The organism is Caballeronia temeraria (genome assembly GCF_001544795.2).
Classification (GTDB): Bacteria; Pseudomonadota; Gammaproteobacteria; order Burkholderiales; family Burkholderiaceae; genus Caballeronia; species Caballeronia temeraria.
On sequence record NZ_FCOI02000005.1, the window covers coordinates 211411 to 233776 of the forward strand.

Consider the following 22366-nt stretch of genomic DNA (forward strand, 5'->3'; position numbering starts at 1 on the left):
TCTCCTTGCATGCCGTCGCGCAAGCGCTGCGCCACGGCATCGTCACATTCAGTTCGATGAAGGCGCGTCGATGAAGCGCACGAGTTGCGCCATCGTCGCATCCGGCGCTTCTTCCATCAGCCAGTGGCCCGCGCCCGGCATGACCACGCCTTGCACGTTCGTCGCGACGAGCTTCGCCTGATCGATCAGGAACGTGCCCGACGCGCGCTCGCCGGTGAGGACGAGCATCGGCATCGTGAGCGGCGTTTTCGCGAAAGCGGCGAAATCACCGGCGTCTTGCGGGAAAGCGTGGAAGTATTCGAAGCCCGCGCGCATGCGGCCATTGCGCGCGTATTGCGCCGAATAATAGCGGCGATCCGCTTCGCTCACCGAATGCGCGGGATCGGCGGCAAAGTCGTTCCAGAAATGTTCGAAGAAGACGCGCTCGCGGCCGCGCACGAGCTTTTCCGGCGTGTCGCCGTAGAAGTTGAAGTGCCATTTGTCGCGCAGGAGCCAGACTTTCTGCCAGTCGCCGACGCCGGGCAGGAACGCGTCCATCAGCACGATGCTTTCGACTTCGTCAGGATATTGCGCCGCGTACGCATACGCGACCATCAGCCCGATATCGTGCCCAACCAGCTTCACCTTGCGATAGCCCAGCGCCCGCACCATCGCGTGAATGTCCTGCGCGAGCGTCTTCTTGTCGTAGCCGGAAGCGGGGATCGCCGAGCCGCCCGCGCCCGGCAGATCGGGCGCGATCACGACGCGCTCGCCCGCGAGACGCGTCATCAGCGGTTGCCACATGCGGCTCGTTTCCGTGTAACCGTGCAGCAGGACGACGGGCGTCGCGTCGCCGTGTCCGGCTTGCAGATAGTGCAGCTCGACACCGTTCGCATCGATCGTGCGGGATTCGATCGCGCTCGCGGCGGCGACGTGCGGCGGATGCGGCGTGTTCGCGGCGTACGCGGACGGATGCAGCGCGGCGGCTGCGAGCAGTACGCCGACGGCGCGGCGGATCGTGTGCAGGAAAGGTTTCATCGTTCAGCTCCATCGAAGGTTCGGTTATCCGATAAAGCTCATGTTGGACCGCCGCCCCACTTTTGCCGTACGATCCCGACGATGAACTCGTTCGATGGAGTCGAACATGTTGTCAGAGGAAGAGCTCTCGCTGCTCGACGCGATTCGCGAAACCGGCAGCCTGTCGCGCGCGGCGGCGCGGCTCGGCAAGGCGCCGTCCACCGTGTCGCACGCCGCGCGGCAACTGGAAACGCGCTTCGACGCGCTGCTCTTCGACCGGCGGCGCTACCGGCTGCAACTGACGCCCGCCGGACATCTTCTCGCCGACGAAGCGTCGCGCCTGATGCTCGACGTCTCGCGGCTCGCGCAGCGCGTGAAGCAGATCGCGAGCGGTTGGGAAGACCGGCTGTGGCTCGTCTGCGACGAAATCCTCGAATTCGAGACGCTGCTGCCGGTCGTCCAGGCGTTCGATGCACTCGATTCCGGCGTCGCGCTGCGCATCACGCATGAAGTGCTGAGCGGCACGTGGGAAGCGCTGCGCGATGGCCGCGCGGATCTGATCGTCGGCGCCACCAACGAGCCGCCCGCGATTCCCGGTCTGCGCTGGTTCGAGCTCGGCGTGATGCAATGGGTATTCGCCGTGTCGCCGCGTCATCCGCTTGCGAATCTGAGCGGCCCGCTGAAGCGCGAGCAGATCGCGGCGCATCGGGCGGTTGTCGTCGCGGATTCGTCGCGTTCGGCGGGACGTGCGTACGGCGTGCTCGGCGGCCAGGCCGCGTTCGCCGTGCCGACGATGCGCGCCAAGATCCTCGCGCAGCGGCAAGGGCTCGGCACGGGCTGGCTGCCGCGGCATCGCGTGGAGACGCTTCTGGCGCGCGGCGAACTCGTCGAGAAGGAAACCGCCGACCCGCGCGAGCCGAACGTGCTCTATGTCGGCTGGCGCGGCGATCACGAAGGCCGCGCGCTGCAATGGTGGACGGAGCAACTCCGGCAGCCGCGCCTCGCGAAACGGCTCGTCGATGGCATCGACACATTCGCCTGACGGTATCGGCGTAAAACCTCGTTACACATTCCGCGTCCGCCGCGCGACGGAAACGCGCCGGTCGCCGCGTTCAAGTTCTCGTCACAACGTTAATCGACGGGACAGACCATGAAAAAAACAGCTTCGCCGCTGCGCGCGGCACTCTCGGCGGCCATCCTTGCGCCGGTCGTCGCAGTTTCTTTCGCCGCGCTGCACAGCGGCCCGGCCAACGCGCAGGCCATCGTCGTCGCGCCGGCCGCGCCGCCGGCGCCGCGTGTCGAGGCGCCGCCGCCGCCGCGCGCGGGCTATGCGTGGGATCCCGGCCACTGGCGCTATGCCCACGGCGGCTACGTCTGGGCGCCGGGTCACTGGCGGCCGGTGCGCGCGGGGTATCGCTGGGTTCCGGGCCACTGGATACAGCACGGGCCGAACTGGCGCTGGGTCGAAGGTCACTGGGCGTAATCCCGCGCGGCGCACCACGAGCGAACAGGAGTGGCTCATCATGTTGAAGACATTGCTCGCTGCGGCGCTCGTCGCCGCGACGCTTGCCGGGTGCGTCGTGTATCCGGCGCATCCGGCCTACTATCGCGGGCCGGTCGTGGTTTATTGAGGACGCGGACGACGTCGCTGCAACAGTCCGACATGCGCAACGAAACCCGACACCACATTGAACGAAGAAGAAGATCCGGATACCGCGCTCATTGCCCGCGTCGGCAATCGGGAACCGGGAGCCATCCGCGAGATCGTCGCGAGGAAGCTCCCGCGCATCGTCGCGCTCGCGTCGCGCATGCTCGGCGATCGTGACGAGGCCGACGACGTGGCTCAGGAAGCGTTCCTGCGAATCTGGAAAATCGCGCCGAAATGGCGGCGCGGCGAAGCGCGCTTCGATACGTGGCTGCATCGCGTGACGCTGAATCTGTGTTATGACCGTCTGCGCCGTCATCGCGAGACGACGCTTTCGGACGATATGCCGGAGCAGGCCGATCTCGCCCCGCTTCCCGACGAGCGTCTCGACGCCGCCGACGCCCACGCGCGCATGCAAAAGGCGCTCGCGACGCTGCCCGCGCGGCAGCGCGAAGCACTCGTGCTGCAGTACTACCAGGAATTGCCGAACGCGGAAGCGGCGGCCTTGATGGGCGTGAGCGTCGAAGCGCTCGAAAGCCTGCTCGCCCGCGCGCGCCGCAATCTCAGAGCCGCGCTCGACGCCCCGAAGGAACATCGATGACACCCGAACGATTCCGCCGCATCACCGAGGCGTACGGCGCGTCGCCGGAACGCTGGCCCGCGCACGAACGCGACGCGGCGCTTGCGCTCGTGAACGCGCAAGACGCCGACGCGCTCGCCGCCCTCGCCGACGCCCGCGCGCTCGACGGCCTGCTCGACGCGCACGCCGTCGCCGCGCCGAGTCCGGACCTCGCGCGGCGCATCGTCGATTCCGCGCCGACGCGTCCCGCGCGCGCCTTCTGGCGGCGTCCGCGCATCTGGTTTTCGGGCGTGGGCTTCGTCGGCGCGGGCGCGGCGGGCGTCGCGGCGGGCGCGCTGCTCGTCTCGCTGCTCGCGCCCGCCCCCGCGCCGGGCGAGATCGCGCACGGCGGCTGGTTCGAGCAATCCTATTCGGGCACGGCCTTCGGCGGCGCCCCTTCCGACTGGAGCGATCAATGAGTCCACGCACGCTGAAGACGCTCGCGGCGGTCTCGCTCGTGCTGAACGTGTTTCTGATCGGATCGATCGCGGGCGGCGCGTATCGGCTGTTCGCGCATCAGCGCGCCGAGACCGCGCAGCAACGCGGCATCCGCTTCGCCGCCGCCGATCTGTCCGCCGAACGCCAGCGCGAATTGCGCGACGCATTGCGCCAGACGCGGCGCCAAAGCGTGCCGCTGATTCGCGCCGCACGCGACGGGCGCATCGATCTCGCGCATCTCCTCGCGGCGCGCGACTTCGACCGCAAGGCGCTCGACGACGCCCTCGCCCGCACGCGCGACGCCGATGTCGCATTGCGTGCGCGCATCGAAGGCACGGTCGCGGATTTCGCCGCGACGCTCACGCCGGAGGAACGCCTGAAGCTCGTCGGTGCGATGGAGCGCTACGGTCCGCTGCGCGCCGTGCCGGCCGACGAGCGGCCGCAGCAGTGAATTGAAGCGACGGGTTTTGCACGCCCACGCGTTTAACCCGCATCGAGCACTTCGGAGTCCGTCATGGCCATCGCGCCGCAACTCTCGCCTGCCGCCATCGCGGTGAATCGCTTTGGGCTCGGCGCGCGTCCGGGCGAGCCGCTGCCCGCCGATCCGCGCGGCTGGCTCATCGAACAGGCCGATCCGCGCAAAAGCGCCTATCAGCCGATGCCGCCCGCGCTGAACGGCCAGCCGTCGAGCGCCGCGCTCGCCGCGCAATTCGCGGAGCGCCAGCGCGCGCTGCGCGACGCGAGCGACGCCGATAAACCCGCCGTGCGCAAGCAGTACGGCGAGCAGATCCGCGACGTGTACCGCAATGCCGTCGATGCCCGCGTGACGAGCGCGCTCGCGACGGGCACGCCGTTCATCGAACGTCTGGTGCATTTCTGGGCGAACCACTTCGCGGTGTCGATCGAGAAGCCGCCTGTCGCGATGCTCGCCGGTTCGTTCGAGAACGAGGCGATCCGCCCGCACGTGCTCGGCCGCTTCGAGGACATGCTCGTCGCGGTCGAGCGGCATCCGGCGATGCAGATCTTTCTGGATCAGGCGCGCTCGGTCGGCCCCGACAGTCCGGCGGCCATGCGCGCCGCGACGAGAAATCCCGGCAACAAACGCGGTCTCAACGAGAACCTCGCGCGCGAGATCATGGAACTGCATACGCTCGGCGTGCGCAGCGGCTACACGCAGGCCGACGTAACCGAATTCGCGCGCGCCCTCACCGGCTGGAGTCTCGGCGCGATGTCGGCGAATGCGGCGAACGGAACGGGCAATCCCAACGATCCGGCGCCGCCCGGCGCGTTCGTGTTCCGTCCGCGTCTGCACGAGCCGGGCGCGCGCACGGTGATGGGCCAGCAGTACGCCCAGCCGGACGAAGCGCAGCCGCTCGCCGTGCTGCACGATCTGGCGACCGCGCCTGCGACAGCGCATCACATCGCGGACAAGCTCGCGCGCCACTTCGTCGCGGATACGCCGCCGCCCGCGCTCGTCGACAGACTCGCGAACGTGTTCTCCGATACCGGCGGCGATCTGCCATCCGTGTATCGCGCGCTCGTCGATGCGCCGCAAGCATGGTCCAGCGCGCCCGCCAAGTTCAAGACGCCGTGGGACTGGACGGTGTCGTCGTTGCGCGGGCTCGGGCGCACCGATCTGCAAGGCATGCACGCCGCGCCGCTTTTCACGCAACTCGGCCAGCAAGTGTGGCGTCCCGGCTCGCCCGCCGGTTACGACGATGTCGCCGCGAGCTGGGCCGCGCCCGATGCGCTCGTGCGCCGCGTCGAGCTGGCGCAGCGCTTCGCCGCGCGTTTCGGCCAATCCGCCGGCGACACGCTCGACGCCCGCGCGCTCGGTCCGCAACTGCTCGCGGGCTCGCTGTCCGAAGCGACCGCGAGCGCCGTCGCCCGCGCGGAAAGCGCGCCGACCGCGCTCGCGCTCCTGCTCGTATCGCCCGATTTTCTAAGGAGATGAACCCATGCTGACGCGTCGCCGATTCCTATGGTGCGCGGGCGCGAGCGCCGGCGCGATGCTCGTCGCGCCGCAACTCGTTTTCGCGTCCGCCGAAACCGATCGCCGCTTCGTCTTCGTGATCCAGCGCGGGGCGGCGGACGGGCTGAACATCGTCGTGCCGTACGGCGATCCCGCTTACGCGGCGTTGCGCGGCCCGCTCGCGATCGATCCCTCCACCGCGGCGAAGCTCGACGGCACGTTCGCGCTGCATCCGTCGCTCAAGCAGGTCGCGCAGATGTATGCGGGCAAGGAGGCGCTTTTCGTGCAGGCGGTGGCGTCGCCGTATCGCGAGCGCTCGCACTTCGACGGCCAGAACGTGCTCGAAACCGGCGGCAACGCGCCGTATCAGTTGAAAGACGGCTGGATGAACCGCCTTCTGTCGATGCTGCCCGCCCCGCGCGCCGATGCGATCGCGTTCGCGCCGACGGTGCCGGTCGCGCTGCGCGGACGTGCCGAAGTGACGTCGTACGCGCCGTCGTCGCTGCCGCAGGCGCCCGACGATCTCATCACGCGCGTCTCGCAGCTCTACGCCGCCGATGCGCAGCTTCACCCGCTCTGGGATGCCGCGATGCAGGCGCGCGGCCTCGCCGCCGATGCGGGCGCGCGTCAGGACCCGGCGAGTCTCGGCAAGCTCGCCGCAACCTTTCTCGCGAAACCCGACGGCCCGCGCATCGCGATGATCGAAACCGGCGGCTGGGACACGCACAGCGCGCAGAATCCGCGTCTCGCCGGGCAACTGAAGGCGCTCGACACGATGCTCGCCGCACTGCGCGACGGGCTCGGCGAACACTGGGCGAACACGACGGTTCTAGTGGCGACGGAATTCGGCCGCACGGCGGCGGCGAACGGCACGGGCGGCACGGATCACGGGACGGCGTCGGCGGCGATGATCGTCGGCGGCGCGGTGGCGGGCGGGCGTGTGCTGGCGGACTGGCCGGGGCTCGCGCATGCATCGCTGTATCAGGCGCGCGATCTGAAGCCGACGATCGGCCTCGATACGGTGATCGCGAACGCGGCGGGCGAGACGTTCGGCATCGATCCGCAGCGCGTCGGCGCGGCGCTTTTTCCGGACGGCGGCGCGCAGCGCTTCGGACAACGAATCCTGAAAACCTAACCTTTCGACAGCAGATCGACGACGCGCATCGAATGCGTCTGCTCGGCGATATCCCTCGCCGTCATGCCGCGATCGTCGCGCAGATCGCGTTTGGCGCCGCGCGCGAGCAGCATCGACGCGGTTTCTTCCTGATCGTAGCCCGCCGCCCACATCAGCGCGGTCAGATGATTGCGATACGCCGCGTTCACGTCGACGCCCGCATCGAGCAGACGCTGCACGATCGCCGTATGCCCGCGCCCGGCCGCATATTCGATCGCGGTCTTGCCGACGCGATCCGTCGCGGCCACATCCGCGCGATGCGCGATCAGCAGCGCGGCAATTTCCTCGTTGCCGTCGAAGGCCGTGGCCATCAGCGGCGTGATGCCCTGCACGTCCGCCTGGCTCACGTTCGCGCCGCGCTCGATCAGCATGCGCGCCATCGGCACGAGGCCCTTCTTGCACGCGCTGATGAGCGGCGTGTCGCCGATACGGTTGCGTGAATCGATCGACGCGCCTTCATCGAGCAGACGCGTGACGGCGGCCTGATCGCCTTCGCGCGTGGCGGAAAGCAGACGTTCGTTGAGCGCGTAGGCGTCCTGTTGCGCGTGCGCGATCGCGCAGGTCATCGAACAGGCGAATGCCAGCAGGCGGAGGATTTTTGTCATCGTTATAAGCGCCTTCGATGCGTCATTGCAGATTCGCGATGTAGTTCGCGAGATTCTCGATATCCGCGTCCGTCAGATTCTTCGACACGCTCGTCATGTTGCCCGCGTCGTTGGTGCGCTTCCTGTCGCGGAAATCCTGCAACTGCTTCACGATGTACGCATACTGCTGCCCGGCCACGCGCGGAATCTCGTTTTGCCCCTTGAAGCCGCCGAGGTGGCACATCGTGCAGAGAATCTCTTCGGACTTCTTCCTGCCCGCCTCGACCTTGACCGGGTCCGCCTTGAAATCGGTGGCGATGGGCTTTTGCGCGGCGAAGTAATCGGCGAGCGCGTGCATGTCGTCGGGCGTGAGATTCGCGGCCATAGGCGACATGCGCGGGTCGCTGCGGCGGCCCGCCTTGAAGTCGCGCAACTGGAAATAGAGGTAGCGCGACGTTTGCCCCGCGAGCGACGGATACTCGCCCGTCGTCGAATTCCCGCCGATGCCATGACACGACGTGCAGACGGCCGCCTTCGTCGCGGCGTCCGTCTGCGCGTCCGCGCGCGAAAGCGAAGGCAGCGACAGCAGCAGACACGCGACAAGCCACAGCGCGTAGACGAGCCAGACCCGCACGCGTTTCGATCGCGTCGTCATCAAGGCAGCGCGAACACGAGCAGGCTGTTGCCGCGCTTGAAGTCGAGCTGCGTGTTGCCGCCCGCCGCGACCGCGATGTACTGCTTGCCGTTCACCATATACGACACCGCCGGCGCATTGACGCCCGCGCCGCACTGGAACTCCCAGAGCTTGCGGCCCGTGGCGGCGTCGAAGGCGCGGAAGAGACCGTTGCCTTCGCCGTTGAACACGAGCCCGCCCGCGGTCGCGAGCACGCCGCCGATGAGCGGCTGATCCGTCTTGAAGCCCCACGCGATCTTGCCGGTATCGACATTCACCGCGACGAGCCTGCCCCATTGCTGCTCGGACGGAATCACCTTGAACGCGCCGCCGAGCCACAGCTTGCCGCCCGGATACGCGGCTTCCTCGACCTGATACGTCATCGGCTGATGCAGGTTCGCCGCGTAGGCCATGCGTGTCTTCGGGCTGAAGGCCATCGGCGACCATTCGACGCCGCCGTTCGCGCCCGGCAGCATGCGCGCGCCGGTGGCCGTCGGCAGGGTCCAGACGCCTTCCTGCGGGATCATCGGCTCGGACACGCGGATCAGCCTGCCGTCGCGGCGATCGTGCACGTAGACGAAGCCCGTCTTGCCGCCGTGGATGATGCCGGGAATCATCTGCCCGTTCTTGTCCTTCACGTCGATGAGAATCGGCGGGCTCACCGCGTCGAGATCCCACACGTCGTGCGCGATGTACTGGAAGTGCCACTTGTACTTGCCGCTGTCGAGATCGACGGCGACGAGCGAATCCGTATAGAGATTGTCGCCGGGGCGAATCGCGCCGTAGAGGTCCGGCGACGGATTGCCGACCACGAAATACACCGTGCGCGTCTTGCGATCGATCGCGGGCGCCATCCACACGCCGCCGCCGAGCGTCTTGCTGAAGTCCGTGCCCTTGTCCGCGAGCGTCTTTTTCTCCGCCGCGATGTCGCGTTTCATATTGCGGCCGACGGCGTCGTTCTCGGCCCAGACGCCTTCGCTGCCCGTGTCGGGGATCGTGTAGAAGGTCCACAGCAACTGGCCGGAGTTCGCATCGAACGCCTTCACGAAGCCGCGTATGCCGTACTCGCCGCCGTTCGTGCCGATCAGCACCTTGTCATCGACGACGACGGGCGCCATCGTCTCCGAATAGCCTTCCTCGGGATCGGCGATCTGCGTCGACCACAGCACGTTGCCGGTCTTGGCATCGAGCGCGACGAGCTTCGCGTCGAGCGTGCCCATGAAGAGCCGGTCGCCCGAGATCGCCACGCCGCGATTGTTCGGGCCGCAGCAGAAGGTCGTGACCGGACCCATCTTGTGCTTGTAATGCCAGAACTCCTTGCCCGTGACCGCGTCGATCGCGTAGACGTGGTTGTAGGACGTCGTGAGGAACATCACGCCGTTCGAGACGATCGGCGCGGTTTCCATCGACTCCATCACGGCGGTCTGGAAGATGAATGCCGGTTTGAGCTTCGCGACATTCGATGTGTTGATCTGCGTCGCGCTCGCGTAGCGCGTTTCGGCATACGATCCGTTCGAGTGCAGCCAGGACGCGCTGTCGCCCGCGGCGCCGTCGAGTTGTTGCTGCGAGATAGGTCGCAGCGAACTCGGGACCGGCGCGGCTTGCGTCGTGTTGGCGTTCTGGATTTCGTCGGCGGCTTGGATTCCGGGCGATGTCACGATCCCGAAAGCACCGAAGGCGACAATGAGCGGAACGAGCGAGGTACGGGAAAAACCGGCCATGACAGTCTCCCAAATCGTTCTTGTTCGGTCCTCGTTATGCGCGGCGGAACATGACGTGTCCTCTTCTGCGCCCGCAAAAAAGAATAGGCAATTTAAAAACGCATTTCCAGGATTCGTGGCAAAGAGTTCGTTCGTTTCGGCACGCGCCGGCGAAGGGTATTTCAGGGGCAGGCGCGCGCCGATTTTTAGTAGTATGGATTGGCATGCCGGTATGATTGCGTCCGTCACGACGCAAGCGCCTTGCCGGATCGCCGGCTTTCGCTTATCGCTTGTTCATTGCTGGTTCATCGCTCGTCGCGCGCCGTGCTCGTGCCTTTTCGTTCCATTGCGCCGCGGAGAGCATCACTTCACCCGGACGCATCATGCCAACGCTATCCAACGGGCAGCCGAATCCGAATCCCCGCCAGCCGGTGGATATCGCCCGCATTCTGCTCATCATCACGATCCTGACCGCGCTCACGGTCGGCAGTCTCTATGTGCTGCGGCCGTTCCTGCCGGGACTCATCTGGGCCACGACGATCGTCGTCGCGACCTGGCCGCTCATGGTCGGCGTGCAGCGCCGCTGCGGCAACCGCCGCTGGATCGCGACCACCGTGATGCTGCTGATGCTGCTCGTCGTGATCGTGTTGCCGCTCTATTCGGCGGTCTCGACGCTGGCTGAGCACGGCGGCGAAATCATGGCCGCGGTCAAGAGTCTGCCGAGCTATGCGCTGCCGCCGCCGCCGGGCTGGGTGCATGACGTGCCGGTCATGGGCGCGCGCGTCTCGAAGGAATGGCAGATGCTCTCCGACGCCGGCCCCGGCGGCCTGCTCGCGAAGCTCGAACCTTACGTGACGATCGCCGCGCGCTGGATGCTGTCGCATGCGGCGGTCGTCGGCGTATTCGTCATGCACATGGTGATCACCGTCATCATCTCCGGCATTCTGTACATGAACGGCGAGTCGGCCGGCCGCTTCGTCACGCGCTTCGCGACGCGCATCGCCGCGCGGCGCGGCGCCGAAGCCATCAAGCTCGCCGGCCTCGCGATCCGCGCGGTGGCGCTTGGCATCGTCGTGACGGCGGTGACGCAGTCGGCGCTCGGCGGCATCGGGCTTGCGCTCGCGGGCGTGCCGGCGGCGGGCATCATCACGGCCGTCATGCTGATGCTGTGCCTCGCGCAGATCGGCCCGCTGCTGCCGCTGCTCGGCGGCGTCGCGTGGCTTTTCTGGCACGGCTCGCACGTGACGGCCTCGCTGCTGCTCGTGTGGTCGATCATGATCGCGATGCTCGACAACTTCCTGCGACCCATACTCATCAAGCGCGGCGTGAATCTCTCCATGCTGTTGATTCTCTCCGGCGTGCTCGGCGGCATGTTCGCGTTCGGAATAGTCGGATTGTTCATCGGTCCCGTGATTCTCGCCGTGACGTCGACGCTTCTCAACGCGTGGATCAACGAGCAGCCGCCGCTGTCGCAAGTCGAAGCGGCGAGCCAAGAGGAAATCGCAAAAGCCACGTCCACAAGGGATCTCGCTGATGCGCCGAGAAGACAGACCTGATTGGCGAATAATCGCTTTAAATTTATTTAATGCGTGGCAATCGGATTTTACTTAAATCGAAAATTCGGATTCTTACGAAAATGAGATATCATCCCAATTAACACGGTGTTTCACGGTTTTTGGGCGGTGCAAATCCGTTACAATGCAATCCTTGTTATTTGCCCATTGAGGGCGCAGGGGATTGACCATGTCTTTGCGTGACGTGGACGTCATCGACTATATCGGAGTCAATATTCTCTTCGGACGAGTATATGTCGGCCTGTTCGACGATCTCGACTGGCGTGAAGAGCGAGAGCATCGCGATTTGCTCACGAAGAAAATCGACCGCTATATCGCTTATATTCGTTCCGGCAAGCTGCTTCTGAATTATCCGAAAGTTCGCGGCTACGAGATCGTGATCGAATATGTGTCGATGCATCCCATGACGCCGTCCGGGCTCGAATTCTGGAAATCGCGCGAGCGTGTGATAACCGATGCCGGTTACAAGGCGCATATTCGCGGCGTCGACGTGCGGCGTTCGCTCGGCCTTTCCATCGAAGAACCGGAACGCGCTCAGGCGGAGCCGGTCGAGCCGCCCGCACTCGAAGTGCTCGACGCGGACCCACGCATACAGGAACTCACCGACGTCGCGAATGTGGCCGATATCGCCGATATCGCGGATGTCTCGTATCTTCCGCCCCCGCCGCCCGAATCGCGCCGGCTGCGAGCGCTGCCCGTGTTGAGGCGTCTCGCGATGCGTCAGGCGGCCGGCGGCTGATCGGCGCAACATTCCGGACAAGAAAAAGCGGCGTGGCTCGAACCTGAGCCCCGCCGCTTTTTTTTGCGCGCGTGAGCGCCGCTTCAGTCCACCTTAATTCACGCCGCTCAACGCGGATTGCGCGATCGACGGCACCGAAATGCCGTTGGTCTTCGCGTACTGCACCGCTTGCGAGAGCGTCTGCACGAGCGACTGCAACTGTCCGGGCGCCGATTGCGCGATGTAGCCCGCCGCTTGCGCCGTCGCGGGGTTCGAACCGGCTTGCAGCAGCGACGACATGTCCATCGACTTCGACACCGCGCCCAGATTCGATTGCAGCCCGGCGTACTGCTTCACGCCCTGCCCGAGCGATGCCAGGCCGTCGCTGAAGGTCCGCTTGCTCGCGGCTGTCGGCGGCGTCGTGGAGCCGCCCGCGAACGCCTGCATCAACGATTGCGACACGCTCTGCTGCGTCCCACCGAGTTGCGACAGCACGCTCGTGCTCGGCACGCCGCCGCCCGATGCGCCCGACAGCAAGCCCGCCGCCGATTGCGCCTGGCTCGCGACGCTCGACATGCCCATCGCCGACGCCAGGGTCGATTGTCCCGTCAGCACCTGCTGATTCGCGCCGACATAGCTCTGCACGAGCGAATTCAGCGCCGATGGCTGCGCCGCGCCGTTCGCGCCTGACGCCACGTCGGACTTGCCGCTGCCGAAGCCGAATTGCTGAAGATTGAGTTGTGCGTACGATGCTGCCGGCGCCACCAACGCGAATGCGATGCCGGCCGACAGAAGCGCGATCCGTGTCGTACGGTTCGGCATGGTCGGTTCCTCCTCTTGAATTGTCCGATGATCGGTGAGCCCATTCGACCATCGGTCAATTCGACGGTTCGCCGCGGAAACATTTGCTTGCGAATTCGTCAGGAGAACATGCTCAAAGATCGGCGAGCGGATGCATTTCGCGGCGCCACGGCGACGACAGAAAGTGCTGCACGCGTTCGGCTCGCACCTGCGCGAGCGTCGTCGGGGCGAAACGCGGCCGCTCGTCCTTGTCGATGATGAGCGCCCGCACGCCTTCGGCGAAATCGCCGTCGTCGATCGCGCGGTACACGACGCCCAGTTCCATGCGAAAGCAATCCGCGAGCGTCATCTGACGGCCGCGCAGCAGCGCATGATAGGTGACTTCGAGCATCGTCGGCGAATGGCTTTCGATGAGCGCGAGCGTCGTGCGCGCCCACTCCGATTCGTCCGCCGCGAGCGATGCCGCGATGCGCTCCGCGCCGCCCGTCGCGCTTGCCGTGAAGTGGCGCCTGATCTGCGCGCGAATGTCGTCGAGCGGCGCGTGCCGTTCGATGTTCGCGTTCGGCACGAACACGCGCCTCAGTTGCGTCATGGCCTCCTGCGCATCGTCCCAGCGGATGCTGTCGAGACGCTCGATGAAGCCGCGCAGCCAGATCGACGGCACGCATTCGTCCGCGAGCCCGACGCGTTGCGCATCCGCGCCCGAAAGCCGCGCGCCCGTCAGCCCGACGTACAGGGCGAGATCGCGCGGCAGCACGCGCAGAAAGTGCGTTGCGCCGACGTCCGGCAACAGGCCGATGCGCGTCTCGGGCATCGCCATGCGCGTGCGCTCGGTCGCGATGCGCAACGCGGCGCCTTGCGCGAGCCCCATGCCGCCGCCCATCACGATGCCGTCCATCAGCGCGATCACCGGCTTCGCGAAGCGATGCACCGTGAAATCGAGCCGGTATTCGTCGATGAAAAACTTCAGCCACGGCGTCTCGTGATGCGGATCGTTGCGCGCGGCGTGATAGAGCCTGCGCACGTCGCCGCCGGCGCAGAACGCCTTGTCACCCGCGCCGCGCAGCACGACCGCGGCGATCGAGGCGTCGGCGGCGCATTGCGCGAAGATATCGGCGAGATGCGCGATCATGCCGTGCGACAGCGCATTCAACGCGTGCGGCCGGTCGAGCGTGACGATCGCCACGCGGTTCACGACCGCGAAGGCGACTTCCGGCGCGTCGCGTGAAAGTTCAAGCGTGCTCATGAATTCCTTTAGTCGGTCTTGCTGGTCTGGCGCAGCTCCGGGAAATCCTCTTCCCAGAACTCGAACTCGCCGCGCGCGCCGTCCTGCGTGCGCGCAATTTCCTGCCTGCGCAGATCGACGCGGCGAATCTTGCCGGAGATGGTTTTCGGCAAATCGGCGAACTCGAGACGGCGGATGCGCTTGTACGGCGCGAGCCGCTCGCGCGAAAACGCGAACACGCTTTTCGCCAGCTCCGGTCCGATCGAATAGCCGTGACGCAGCGTCACGAACGCCTTCGGCACGGAAAGACGCAGCGGATCGGGACTCGGCACGACGGCCGCCTCCGCGATCGCTTCGTGTTCGATCAGCACGCTCTCCAGCTCGAACGGGCTCAGCCGATAATCCGACGACTTGAACACGTCGTCCGCGCGGCCGACGTACACGAAATAGCCGTCCGCGCCGCGCGACGCGACGTCGGAGGTCCGATAGAAGCCGCCGCGCATCGCGTTTTCGGTGGCCTTGGGGTTATCGGCGTAACCGGTCATCAGGCCGAGCGGCGGCGGATCGAGCGCCAGCGCGATTTCGCCCTCTTCCGCGGGATGGCCGTCCGGATCGAGCAAGGCCACGCGATAACCCGGCAGCGGACGGCCCATCGAACCGGGCACGAGCCGCTGGCCCGGCGTGTTGGCGATCTGCGCGGTGGTCTCGGTCTGGCCGTAGCCGTCGCGGATCGGCAAGCCCCACGCGTGCTGCACGCGCTCGATGATCTCCGGATTCAGCGGCTCGCCCGCCCCGACGATCTCGCGCAGCTTCACCTCGTACGACGCGAGCGGCTCCTGCACGAGCATGCGCCAGACGGTCGGCGGCGCGCACAGCGTCGTCACTTCGTGCTTCACGAGCACGTCGAGCGCGCGGGCGGCATCGAAACGGCTGAAGTTGTAGATGAACACGCACGCCTGCGCATTCCACGGCGCGAAAAAGCAGCTCCACGCGTGCTTCGCCCAGCCCGGCGAGCTGATGTTCCAGTGGACGTCGCCGGGTTGCAGGCCGATCCAGTACATCGTCGAGAGATGCCCGGCCGGATAGCTCTGATGCGTATGCGCGACGAGCTTCGGCTTCGACGTCGTACCGGACGTGAAGTACAGCAGATACGGATCGTTCGCGTTCGTTTCGCCATCCTTCGCAAATTCCGCCGGTGCGTCGTACGCGGCTTCATACGCGAGCCAGCCGCCCTGCGCGCCGCCCACCGCGATGCGCAGACCCGGCACGTCGATGCCATCGAACTTGTGCATTTCGGCTGCATCGACGATCACGTGCTGCACGCCGCCGAGCGCGATGCGGTCGCGCAGATCGGCGTTCGCGAGCTGCGTCGTCGCGGGCAGCACGATGGCGCCGAGCTTCATCGCGGCGAGCATCGTTTCCCATAGTTCGACGCGGTTCGGCAGCATCAGCAGGATGCGCTCGCCGCGCTTGACGTTCAGGCCGCGGAAATGATTCGCGACGCGCGCGGAACGCTCGCTCATCTGCGCATACGACAGATGCGTCTCGTCGCCGCCCTCGCCGACGATATGCAGCGCGGGCGCGTCATTGCCGCGCGCCATCGGATCGAAATAATCGAGCGCCCAGTTGAAGCGATCGAGCGACGGCCATCTGAAATCGCGATACGCGGTGTCGTAATCCGTGCGATGAGCCAACAGAAAGTCTCGCGCTTCGATGAAGCCCGTCACGTCGTTCATTGCGTCTCCTGTGTATTTTTTTTGCGCGCGTCAGACGTTGCGCGCGATCACCATCCGCTGTACTTCGCTCGTGCCTTCATAGATTTGCGTGATGCGCGCATCGCGATAATGCCGCTCCACCGGATAATCCTGCAGATAGCCGTAGCCGCCGTGAATCTGGATCGCATCCGAACACACGCGCTCCGCCATTTCCGATGCATACAGCTTCGCCTGCGACGCCTCCGACAGACACGGCACGCCTTCCGTGCGCATGCGCGCCGCGTGATGGATCAAAAGGCGCGCGGCGTTGATCTGCGTCTGCATGTCGGCGAGCATGTTCGCGACCGACTGATGTTCGTGGATCGGCTTGCCGAACTGCACGCGCTCCTTCGCATAGGCGCGCGCCGCATCGAAGGCCGCGCGGGCGATGCCGAGCGCCTGCGCCGCAATGCCGATGCGCCCGCCCTCCAGATTCGACAACGCGATCTTCAGACCCTCGCCGCGCTTGCCGAGCAGATTGTCGGCGGGAATCGCGCAGTCGTCGAAGGTGATCGGACACGTATCCGACGCGCGGATGCCGAGCTTGTGCTCCGGCGCGCCGACGTTGAAGCCCGGCGTGTCCGTCGGCACGATGAACGCGGAGATGCCGCGCTTGCCCTGGTCGGGATCGGTCACGGCGAAGACGATCGCCATGCCCGCGCGCTTGCCGTTCGTCACGAACTGCTTGCTGCCCGAAATGACCCACTGGCCGTCCTTCTCGACCGCGCGCACGCGCAGGTTGTTCGCTTCCGAGCCCGCCTGCGGTTCCGTCAAACAAAATGCGCCGATGATCTCGCCGCTCGCGAGCTTCGGCAGCCATTCGGCTTTTTGCGCATCGGTGCCGTAGGCGAGGATCGGCCCGCAGCCGACGGAATTGTGCACGCTCATCATCGTCGCGCAGGACGCGCAGCCGGCGGCGATCTCTTCCATCGCGAGCGCGTAGGCGGTGTAGTCGCTGAAGGTGCCGCCGAGTTCGGCGGGCACGATCATGCCGAGCAGGCCGAGCTCGCCCAATTGACGCACGACGGCGTCGGGAATCGCGCCGTCCTTGTCCCACTGGCCGGCGTTCGGCGCGAGAACTTCGGTGGCGAACTGGCGAGCCGCGTCGCGGATCATGCGCTGCTCTTCGGTGAGAAATGCGTCGATCATGTTCTGAATTCTGTGAGTGGGGCGGGCGCGGCGAGCCTCGCGGCATCGATCGTGTAAGCTTTCTGGCCGCCGCTCGTCCTTCGATGAAGGCGGATGGGCCGTCTGTGCACGAGTCTAGGCAATCGCCGGACGTTAGCCGATGCCCAAAACGATCACGCTAACTGAGCGCTTTGGCCACCTAGTGACAACCCCAAGTCCCAAGAAGAAGATCGAGCGCGACTCGATTTCCGTGAGTCTCGTCGAAGCGGCGTTGCAGTGCGCACAGAGGCGCGGCGTCGCGCGCGGGCAGTTGCTGGCCGCGGCGGGCATCGCCCCGGCGACGCTCGATTCGCCGCGCGCGCGCGTGTCGCCGGTGCAGTACGGCAAGCTGTGGAACGCCACCGCCGATGCCCTCGACGACGAATTCTTCGGCCAGGACACGCATCCGATGCGGCGCGGCAGTTTCGTGCTGCTGTGCCACGCGGCGCTTTCCTCGCGCGACGGCGCGCAGGCGCTCGGGCGCATCGCGAATTTCATGCGGCTCGTGCTCGACGCGTTGCGCTTCGAGCCGGACATCGACGGCAAACGCGTGCGCATCTGGCTCGCGGACGCGGGCGAACCCAAGACGATGTTCGCCTACGCGACCGGCTTCATCCTCGTGTACGGGCTATTGTGCTGGCTGCTCGGGCGGCGCATTCCGGTGCTCGCCGCGCACATGCGCTGCGCGGAACCCGCCGACAGCGACGAATATCGCCTCATGTTCTGCGACGATCTCCATTTCGACGCGGCGCGCTCGTTCGTCGACCTGTCGGCGGAATGCGCTGCGTTGCCGGTCGTGCAGACGCCCGCCACGCTCAAACGCTTTCTGCGCGACGCGCCGGCGAATTTCATCGTGAAGTATCGCAATCCGGACTCGCTCGCGGCGCGCATCAGAACGCGCCTCAGGCAAACCGCGCCGACGAACTGGCCGGAAGCCGAAAGCATCGCGGCCGCGCTCCACATGGGCGAAGCCACGCTGCGGCGACGGCTGAAGCAGGAAGGATCGACGTATCAGACGATCAAGGACGCGCTGCGGCGCGATCTGGCCATCGCGCGGCTCGCGCATACGCAGGAGACGATTCCGCAAATCGCCGATGCGCTCGGTTTCGCCGAACCGAGCGCGTTCCGGCGCGCATTCAGGAAGTGGACGGGCGTGCGGCCCGCGGATTACCGCCGGGACGGATGAAGCGCGGGATCATCGACGCTGCTATATTGAATCGACCATGACTTCGCATCACGGAGCGCATCATGTCGAAAACCAGCCCGAAGCGGGATCAGCCGAAAACCGACAAGCCGGAGAACGAGGAAGACCTGCTCGACGAAGCACTGGAAGAGACCTTTCCCGCGAGCGATCCGATCGCCGTGCATCCTGAGCCGGAAAAGCCTGAAAACGGCAAGAAGAAGAAGTAGCTACTCCCCGGAGTCAGGCTCATCGGGGCTCGAAAGCAGGATCACGAGCTTTTCCACATGCTGATGTAACAGCTTCACGTGCTTGTCGATCTGTTCGAGGCGCCCGGCCAGATCGGCTTTCGCCGCTTCGCTCATGCGATCCGACGTCATCAGTTCATCGACCTTCGGCTGCATCGAATCGACCTGCAGCAGGCCGAGCTGGCGCTCCAGGCGGCGCAAATCCTGTGACAGCAGATCGCGATTCTTGCGAAACACCAGATCGCGGCGGTTCGCCTCGGCCTGTTGCTGGGCCTGATCGGCGACCCGGCGCGTCGCTTCGGTTTGGGAAAGCAGCGGCTCCGGGCCGCGCAGAACCGAGCGCTTCGGCGCGGGATGGGCCGTGCCGCGAAACACGGCCATCGGCGTTTCCTCGTCGATCGCGCGCATGACGTCGGGCGGAATCTCGTCGAGCGAGCGGCGCTCGTCCATCCAGTGCGGCGGCAGGCCGGTCACCAGCTCGATGCCGCGCACGAACTCCTCGTTGAAATCGCGTTGCCCGGCGACGATCAGCTTCATGAACGTCGGCGAGAAGTTCATCATGCGCGCGAGGCGCGCGGCGCCTCCCGGCGAGCCGACCAGAACATTCAGGTTGCTTCGCCAGACTATGAACAGCGTTTCGTCGAAATCTTCCATGAACAGGCTCCAGGCAGTCCGACGCGCCCGAACGTGCGCATCGGATTTGCGCGCGGCGGCGCTGCGCGCATGCGTATCCGGTTCCCGCGCTTCCCATTGTCCATCGTGCACCGTGGCCGGTGCGTCACCTACATACCGCATAAAACACCATGTTACCTTCATCGGCAAGCGTGCAACGAGACGTGATCTCCGCCCCGCGCACGCCGCTGCCCCATTTACGGCTCGTTACGCAAGTAGCCTTCCTTGCTCGGATCGAGCATGCGCCAGGAGACGATGAGCGAAATCGCGCACATCACCGTGACGTACCAGAAAAACGTCGATTCGCTGCCCACGGATTTCAGCCACAGCGCGACATACTCGGCCGAGCCGCCGAACACCGCGTTGGCGACCGCATACGACAGGCCGACGCCCAGCGCGCGCACTTCCGGCGGGAACATTTCCGCCTTGATGAGACCGCTGATCGACGTATAGAAGCTCACGATCGCGAGCGCGATCACGACCAGCACGAACGCCATGACCGGGCTCGTCACCGTGGACAGCGCGTGCAGCAGCGGCACCGTGCCGATGGTCGCGAGCGCGCCGAACCACAGCATCGACGCGCGGCGGCCGATCCGGTCCGACAGCGCGCCGAACACCGGCTGCAGCAGCATATAGACGAAGAGCGCGCCCGTCATCACGTTGCTGGCGGTCTTCGCGTGCATGCCAGCCGTGTTGACCAGGTACTTCTGCATGTAGGTCGTGAACGTGTAGAAAATCAGCGAGCCGCCGGCCGTGAAGCCGACGACCGTCATGAACGCCGCCTTGTGCTGCATCAGGCCGGCGAGCGTGCCCGCTTCCTTGCGATGACGCGTCTCGGCGGTCGAGGTTTCATCGAGCGAACGGCGCAGATAGAGCGAAACCAGCGCCGCGCACGCACCGATGAAGAACGGCACGCGCCAGCCCCATGCCTTCAGCTCTTCCGTCGACAGGAACATTTGCAGGATCACGAGCACGAGCAGCGCGGCGAGCTGGCCGCCGATCAGCGTCACGTACTGGAACGACGCGAAGAAGCCGCGCCGGCCGCGCAGCGCCACTTCACTCATGTAAGTGGCGCTGGTGCCGTATTCGCCGCCGACCGACAAGCCCTGGAACAGGCGCGCGATCAGCAGCAGAAACGGCGCCCACGCGCCGATCGACGCGTAAGTCGGGAGGAAGGTGATGACGAGCGAGCCGCCGCACATCATCAGCACGGAGATCATCATCGCGTTGCGGCGGCCGTGTTTATCGGCGATGCGGCCGAAGAGCCAGCCGCCGATCGGGCGCATCAGGAAGCCCGCCGCGAACACGCCGGCGGTATTCAGCAACTGGACCGTGGGATTGCCGCCCGGAAAGAAGGCCGCCGAAAAGTACAGCGCGAGGAACGAGTAGATATAAAAGTCGAACCACTCGACGAGGTTGCCCGATGAAGCGCCGACTATCGCGAAAACGCGGCGCCGGGTGTCCTCTGCGGTATAAGCGGGAAGGTCGGTCATATTGTTTCTGATCTGTTGGTCACTGTCTGGATGGCGTTTGCCGGGATCGCGGCCCGGTCTGAACGCTCTTGGCGGCGTTCGGGCGCAAGTTTATACGCGCTTCGGAGGTGCGCGCGCGATCGTGGCGCGTGAAACACGGCCGGATGGCGTAGGAAATTCGCGCAAAGACGCGGCCGCGTCGAGTTCGCCGGTTCCGCCATGCGCCCGCTCAGGCTTGCCGCAAAAGCATTCGCCGCGCTTGCGCCGGCTTTCTGCGACGCTTTCGTTCTCTTGGCCGACGCCTCTGCCGTTCGTGCTAGGTAATTACCCTGATTAAAGATTTTGCCGACTATTTATCGATAAAGTCTCGGAATCACGATACGCATCGACGAGGACCGAATGAATCAGCATCGACCGATCACCCTCGACGCCGCGCTCGCGTCGAAATTCACGCAAGTCGCGCTCGGCCACCTGACGCGCGAATATCCCAACAAGCTCGATCACGTAATGGCCGGCGCCGACGACGTGCAAAGCCCGCGCGCGCTGCATCCCATCTTCTACGGCAGCTTCGACTGGCATTCGTGCGTGCACGGCTACTGGCTGATCGCGCGGCTCTACGATCGTTTTCCCGATTTACCGGAGGCGCCGCAGATCTGCGCGGTGATCGACGCGCATTTCACCGATGCCAACGTCGCGGCCGAAGTCGCCTATCTGCAACGTCCCGCCGCGCGCGGTTTCGAGCGGCCGTACGGCTGGGCGTGGCTGCTCGCGCTCGCGGGCCAGCTCCGCTCGATGCGCTCCGATGACGGCGCGCGCTGGGCCCGCACGCTTCAGCCGCTCGCGGACGCGTTCGTCGCGCGCTTCGCAGAATTTCTGCCGAAGTCGACGTATCCGCTACGTGTCGGCACGCACTTCAATATGGCGTTCGCGCTGACGCTGGCGATGGATTACGCGCGCGTCGCGCACAACGCGGATTTCGAGCGGCTGCTGCGCGAGACCGCCCTGCGCTGGTTCGAAAGCGACGAAGCCTGTCAGGCCTGGGAGCCGGCGGGCGACGAGTTCCTGTCGCCGTCGCTGATGGAGGCCGTGCTGATGCGTCATGTGCTGACGGACGAGCGCTTCATCGGCTGGTTCGACCGGTTTCTGCCGCGCATCGCCGAGCGCGAGCCCGCGACGCTCTTCGCGCCCGCCACCGTCACCGATCGCAGCGATGGCAAGCTCGCGCACCTCGACGGCCTGAACCTCTCGCGCGCGTGGTGCCAGCGCACGATCGCGCGGGCGCTGCCGCCGGGCGATGCGCGCATCGCCGTGCTGGAAGCGGCCGCGCACGAGCATCTCGCGTCGGGCATCGCGCATGTCGCGGGCGATTACATGGGCGAGCACTGGCTCGCGACGTTCGCGCTGCTGGCGCTGGACGCGTAGGCGGTTCTAGACGCGCGGCTGAAACGCGATCACGCCCATGCCGACGAGCGCGATCGCCGCGCCCGCGACGTCCCACGCGGTCGGCCGGATGCGGTCGACGGCCCATAGCCACGCGATCGCCACGCCGATATCCACGCCGCCATACGCCGCATAGACGCGCCCCGCGGCCGCCGCGTGCAGCGTGAGCAGCCACGCGAACAGCGCGAGCGACAGCGCGCCCGGCACGACGAGCCACGGCGAGCCGCCTTCCTTGAGCCATCGATAAGGGAAGTAACAGCCGGCGATCTCCGCGAAGGCCGTGACGACGTAGAGCGCGAATGTTTTCATGACGC

The 22366-nt window shown here is 66.0% G+C and carries 23 protein-coding genes; 12 read left to right on the forward strand and 11 right to left on the reverse strand.

What is annotated here, in order from left to right; all coding sequences use genetic code 11:
• Positions 1-48: 48 nt before the first annotated feature.
• Positions 49-1017 carry an alpha/beta fold hydrolase gene (locus AWB76_RS10235; protein WP_061160031.1) on the reverse strand — a complete coding sequence of 323 codons (969 nt, stop codon included), beginning with the start codon at positions 1015-1017 and terminating at the stop codon, positions 49-51.
• A 106-nt stretch (positions 1018-1123) separates the two neighbouring features.
• On the opposite strand from AWB76_RS10235, the gene AWB76_RS10240 reads away from it, so the two are divergent.
• The 7 genes from AWB76_RS10240 (at position 1124) to AWB76_RS10270 (ending at position 6805) form a co-directional block, all read left to right on the forward strand.
• A complete protein-coding gene (locus AWB76_RS10240; protein WP_061160179.1) occupies positions 1124-2038 on the forward strand; it encodes a LysR family transcriptional regulator in 915 nt (304 codons plus the stop codon).
• Between the two features lie 108 nt (positions 2039-2146).
• Positions 2147-2479, forward strand: coding sequence for a YXWGXW repeat-containing protein (locus AWB76_RS10245; protein ID WP_061160032.1), 333 nt, complete (start codon positions 2147-2149; stop codon positions 2477-2479).
• 205 nt (positions 2480-2684) lie between these two features.
• Positions 2685-3242 (forward strand): RNA polymerase sigma factor, encoded by a 558-nt coding sequence (locus AWB76_RS10250; RefSeq protein WP_061160033.1) that lies wholly within the window; start codon positions 2685-2687, stop codon positions 3240-3242.
• Complete coding sequence (locus AWB76_RS10255; protein WP_061160034.1) at positions 3239-3679, forward strand: hypothetical protein; 441 nt, start codon at positions 3239-3241, stop codon at positions 3677-3679. Before AWB76_RS10250 ends, AWB76_RS10255 begins: the two co-directional genes overlap by 4 nt.
• Positions 3676-4149: a periplasmic heavy metal sensor gene (locus AWB76_RS10260; protein WP_061160035.1), complete on the forward strand. Its 474-nt coding sequence runs from the start codon at positions 3676-3678 to the stop codon at positions 4147-4149. Before AWB76_RS10255 ends, AWB76_RS10260 begins: the two co-directional genes overlap by 4 nt.
• 63 nt (positions 4150-4212) lie before the next feature.
• Entirely contained in the window at positions 4213-5652 is a 1440-nt protein-coding gene (locus AWB76_RS10265; protein WP_061160036.1) for a DUF1800 domain-containing protein, read from the forward strand.
• 4 nt (positions 5653-5656) lie between these two features.
• A complete protein-coding gene (locus AWB76_RS10270) occupies positions 5657-6805 on the forward strand; it encodes a DUF1501 domain-containing protein (RefSeq protein ID WP_061160037.1) in 1149 nt (382 codons plus the stop codon).
• Here the strand turns inward: AWB76_RS10270 and AWB76_RS10275 are convergent.
• The 3 genes from AWB76_RS10275 to AWB76_RS10285 are packed head-to-tail and all read right to left on the reverse strand — an operon-like array spanning position 6802 to position 9822.
• Positions 6802-7449 carry an ankyrin repeat domain-containing protein gene (locus tag AWB76_RS10275; RefSeq protein ID WP_061160038.1) on the reverse strand — a complete coding sequence of 216 codons (648 nt, stop codon included), beginning with the start codon at positions 7447-7449 and terminating at the stop codon, positions 6802-6804. The two genes, AWB76_RS10270 and AWB76_RS10275, sit on opposite strands and share 4 nt — an antisense overlap.
• 22 nt (positions 7450-7471) lie before the next feature.
• Complete coding sequence (locus AWB76_RS10280; protein ID WP_061160039.1) at positions 7472-8083, reverse strand: c-type cytochrome; 612 nt, start codon at positions 8081-8083, stop codon at positions 7472-7474.
• The gene (locus AWB76_RS10285) at positions 8083-9822 is read right to left on the reverse strand and encodes a pyrroloquinoline quinone-dependent dehydrogenase (protein ID WP_061160040.1); all 1740 of its coding nucleotides are present in this window, start codon (positions 9820-9822) and stop codon (positions 8083-8085) included. The genes AWB76_RS10280 and AWB76_RS10285 overlap by 1 nt, the downstream gene beginning before the upstream one ends.
• Before the next feature lie 362 nt (positions 9823-10184).
• Between AWB76_RS10285 and ydiK the strand changes: the two genes are divergently transcribed.
• Both ydiK and AWB76_RS10295 read left to right on the forward strand, forming a co-directional pair.
• The gene (gene ydiK, locus AWB76_RS10290) at positions 10185-11357 is read left to right on the forward strand and encodes an AI-2E family transporter YdiK (RefSeq protein ID WP_167357745.1); all 1173 of its coding nucleotides are present in this window, start codon (positions 10185-10187) and stop codon (positions 11355-11357) included.
• A gap of 187 nt (positions 11358-11544) precedes the next feature.
• Positions 11545-12114, forward strand: coding sequence for a DUF6572 domain-containing protein (locus AWB76_RS10295; RefSeq protein WP_061160042.1), 570 nt, complete (start codon positions 11545-11547; stop codon positions 12112-12114).
• Positions 12115-12207: 93 nt separating this feature from the next.
• On the opposite strand, the gene AWB76_RS10300 is transcribed toward AWB76_RS10295, so the two are convergent.
• From AWB76_RS10300 to AWB76_RS10315, 4 genes are all read right to left on the reverse strand, one after another.
• On the reverse strand, positions 12208-12915 hold the full coding sequence (locus AWB76_RS10300; RefSeq protein ID WP_061160043.1) for a hypothetical protein: 708 nt from the start codon (positions 12913-12915) through the stop codon (positions 12208-12210).
• A gap of 112 nt (positions 12916-13027) precedes the next feature.
• Positions 13028-14140, reverse strand: a complete 1113-nt coding sequence (locus AWB76_RS10305) for an enoyl-CoA hydratase/isomerase family protein (protein ID WP_061160044.1) — start codon at positions 14138-14140, stop codon at positions 13028-13030.
• 8 nt (positions 14141-14148) lie between these two features.
• Positions 14149-15855, reverse strand: coding sequence for an AMP-binding protein (locus tag AWB76_RS10310; RefSeq protein WP_061160045.1), 1707 nt, complete (start codon positions 15853-15855; stop codon positions 14149-14151).
• A gap of 30 nt (positions 15856-15885) precedes the next feature.
• Entirely contained in the window at positions 15886-17019 is a 1134-nt protein-coding gene (locus AWB76_RS10315; RefSeq protein ID WP_061160180.1) for an acyl-CoA dehydrogenase family protein, read from the reverse strand.
• A 184-nt stretch (positions 17020-17203) separates the two neighbouring features.
• Between AWB76_RS10315 and AWB76_RS10320 the strand changes: the two genes are divergently transcribed.
• Both AWB76_RS10320 and AWB76_RS41560 read left to right on the forward strand, forming a co-directional pair.
• A complete protein-coding gene (locus AWB76_RS10320) occupies positions 17204-18226 on the forward strand; it encodes an AraC family transcriptional regulator (protein ID WP_061160046.1) in 1023 nt (340 codons plus the stop codon).
• Between the two features lie 62 nt (positions 18227-18288).
• Positions 18289-18450, forward strand: a complete 162-nt coding sequence (locus AWB76_RS41560) for a hypothetical protein (protein ID WP_167357746.1) — start codon at positions 18289-18291, stop codon at positions 18448-18450.
• Here the strand turns inward: AWB76_RS41560 and AWB76_RS10325 are convergent, their stop codons facing one another.
• Both AWB76_RS10325 and AWB76_RS10330 read right to left on the reverse strand, forming a co-directional pair.
• Positions 18451-19122 carry a hypothetical protein gene (locus AWB76_RS10325; RefSeq protein ID WP_061160181.1) on the reverse strand — a complete coding sequence of 224 codons (672 nt, stop codon included), beginning with the start codon at positions 19120-19122 and terminating at the stop codon, positions 18451-18453. It lies immediately after the preceding gene.
• Positions 19123-19337: 215 nt separating this feature from the next.
• Positions 19338-20633 (reverse strand): MFS family transporter, encoded by a 1296-nt coding sequence (locus tag AWB76_RS10330; RefSeq protein ID WP_061160047.1) that lies wholly within the window; start codon positions 20631-20633, stop codon positions 19338-19340.
• A 378-nt stretch (positions 20634-21011) separates the two neighbouring features.
• On the opposite strand from AWB76_RS10330, the gene AWB76_RS10335 reads away from it, so the two are divergent.
• Positions 21012-22034, forward strand: a complete 1023-nt coding sequence (locus tag AWB76_RS10335; protein ID WP_061160048.1) for a DUF2891 domain-containing protein — start codon at positions 21012-21014, stop codon at positions 22032-22034.
• Between the two features lie 6 nt (positions 22035-22040).
• Here the strand turns inward: AWB76_RS10335 and AWB76_RS10340 are convergent, their stop codons facing one another.
• On the reverse strand, positions 22041-22361 hold the full coding sequence (locus AWB76_RS10340) for a YnfA family protein (RefSeq protein WP_061160182.1): 321 nt from the start codon (positions 22359-22361) through the stop codon (positions 22041-22043).
• Positions 22362-22366 lie beyond the last annotated feature (5 nt).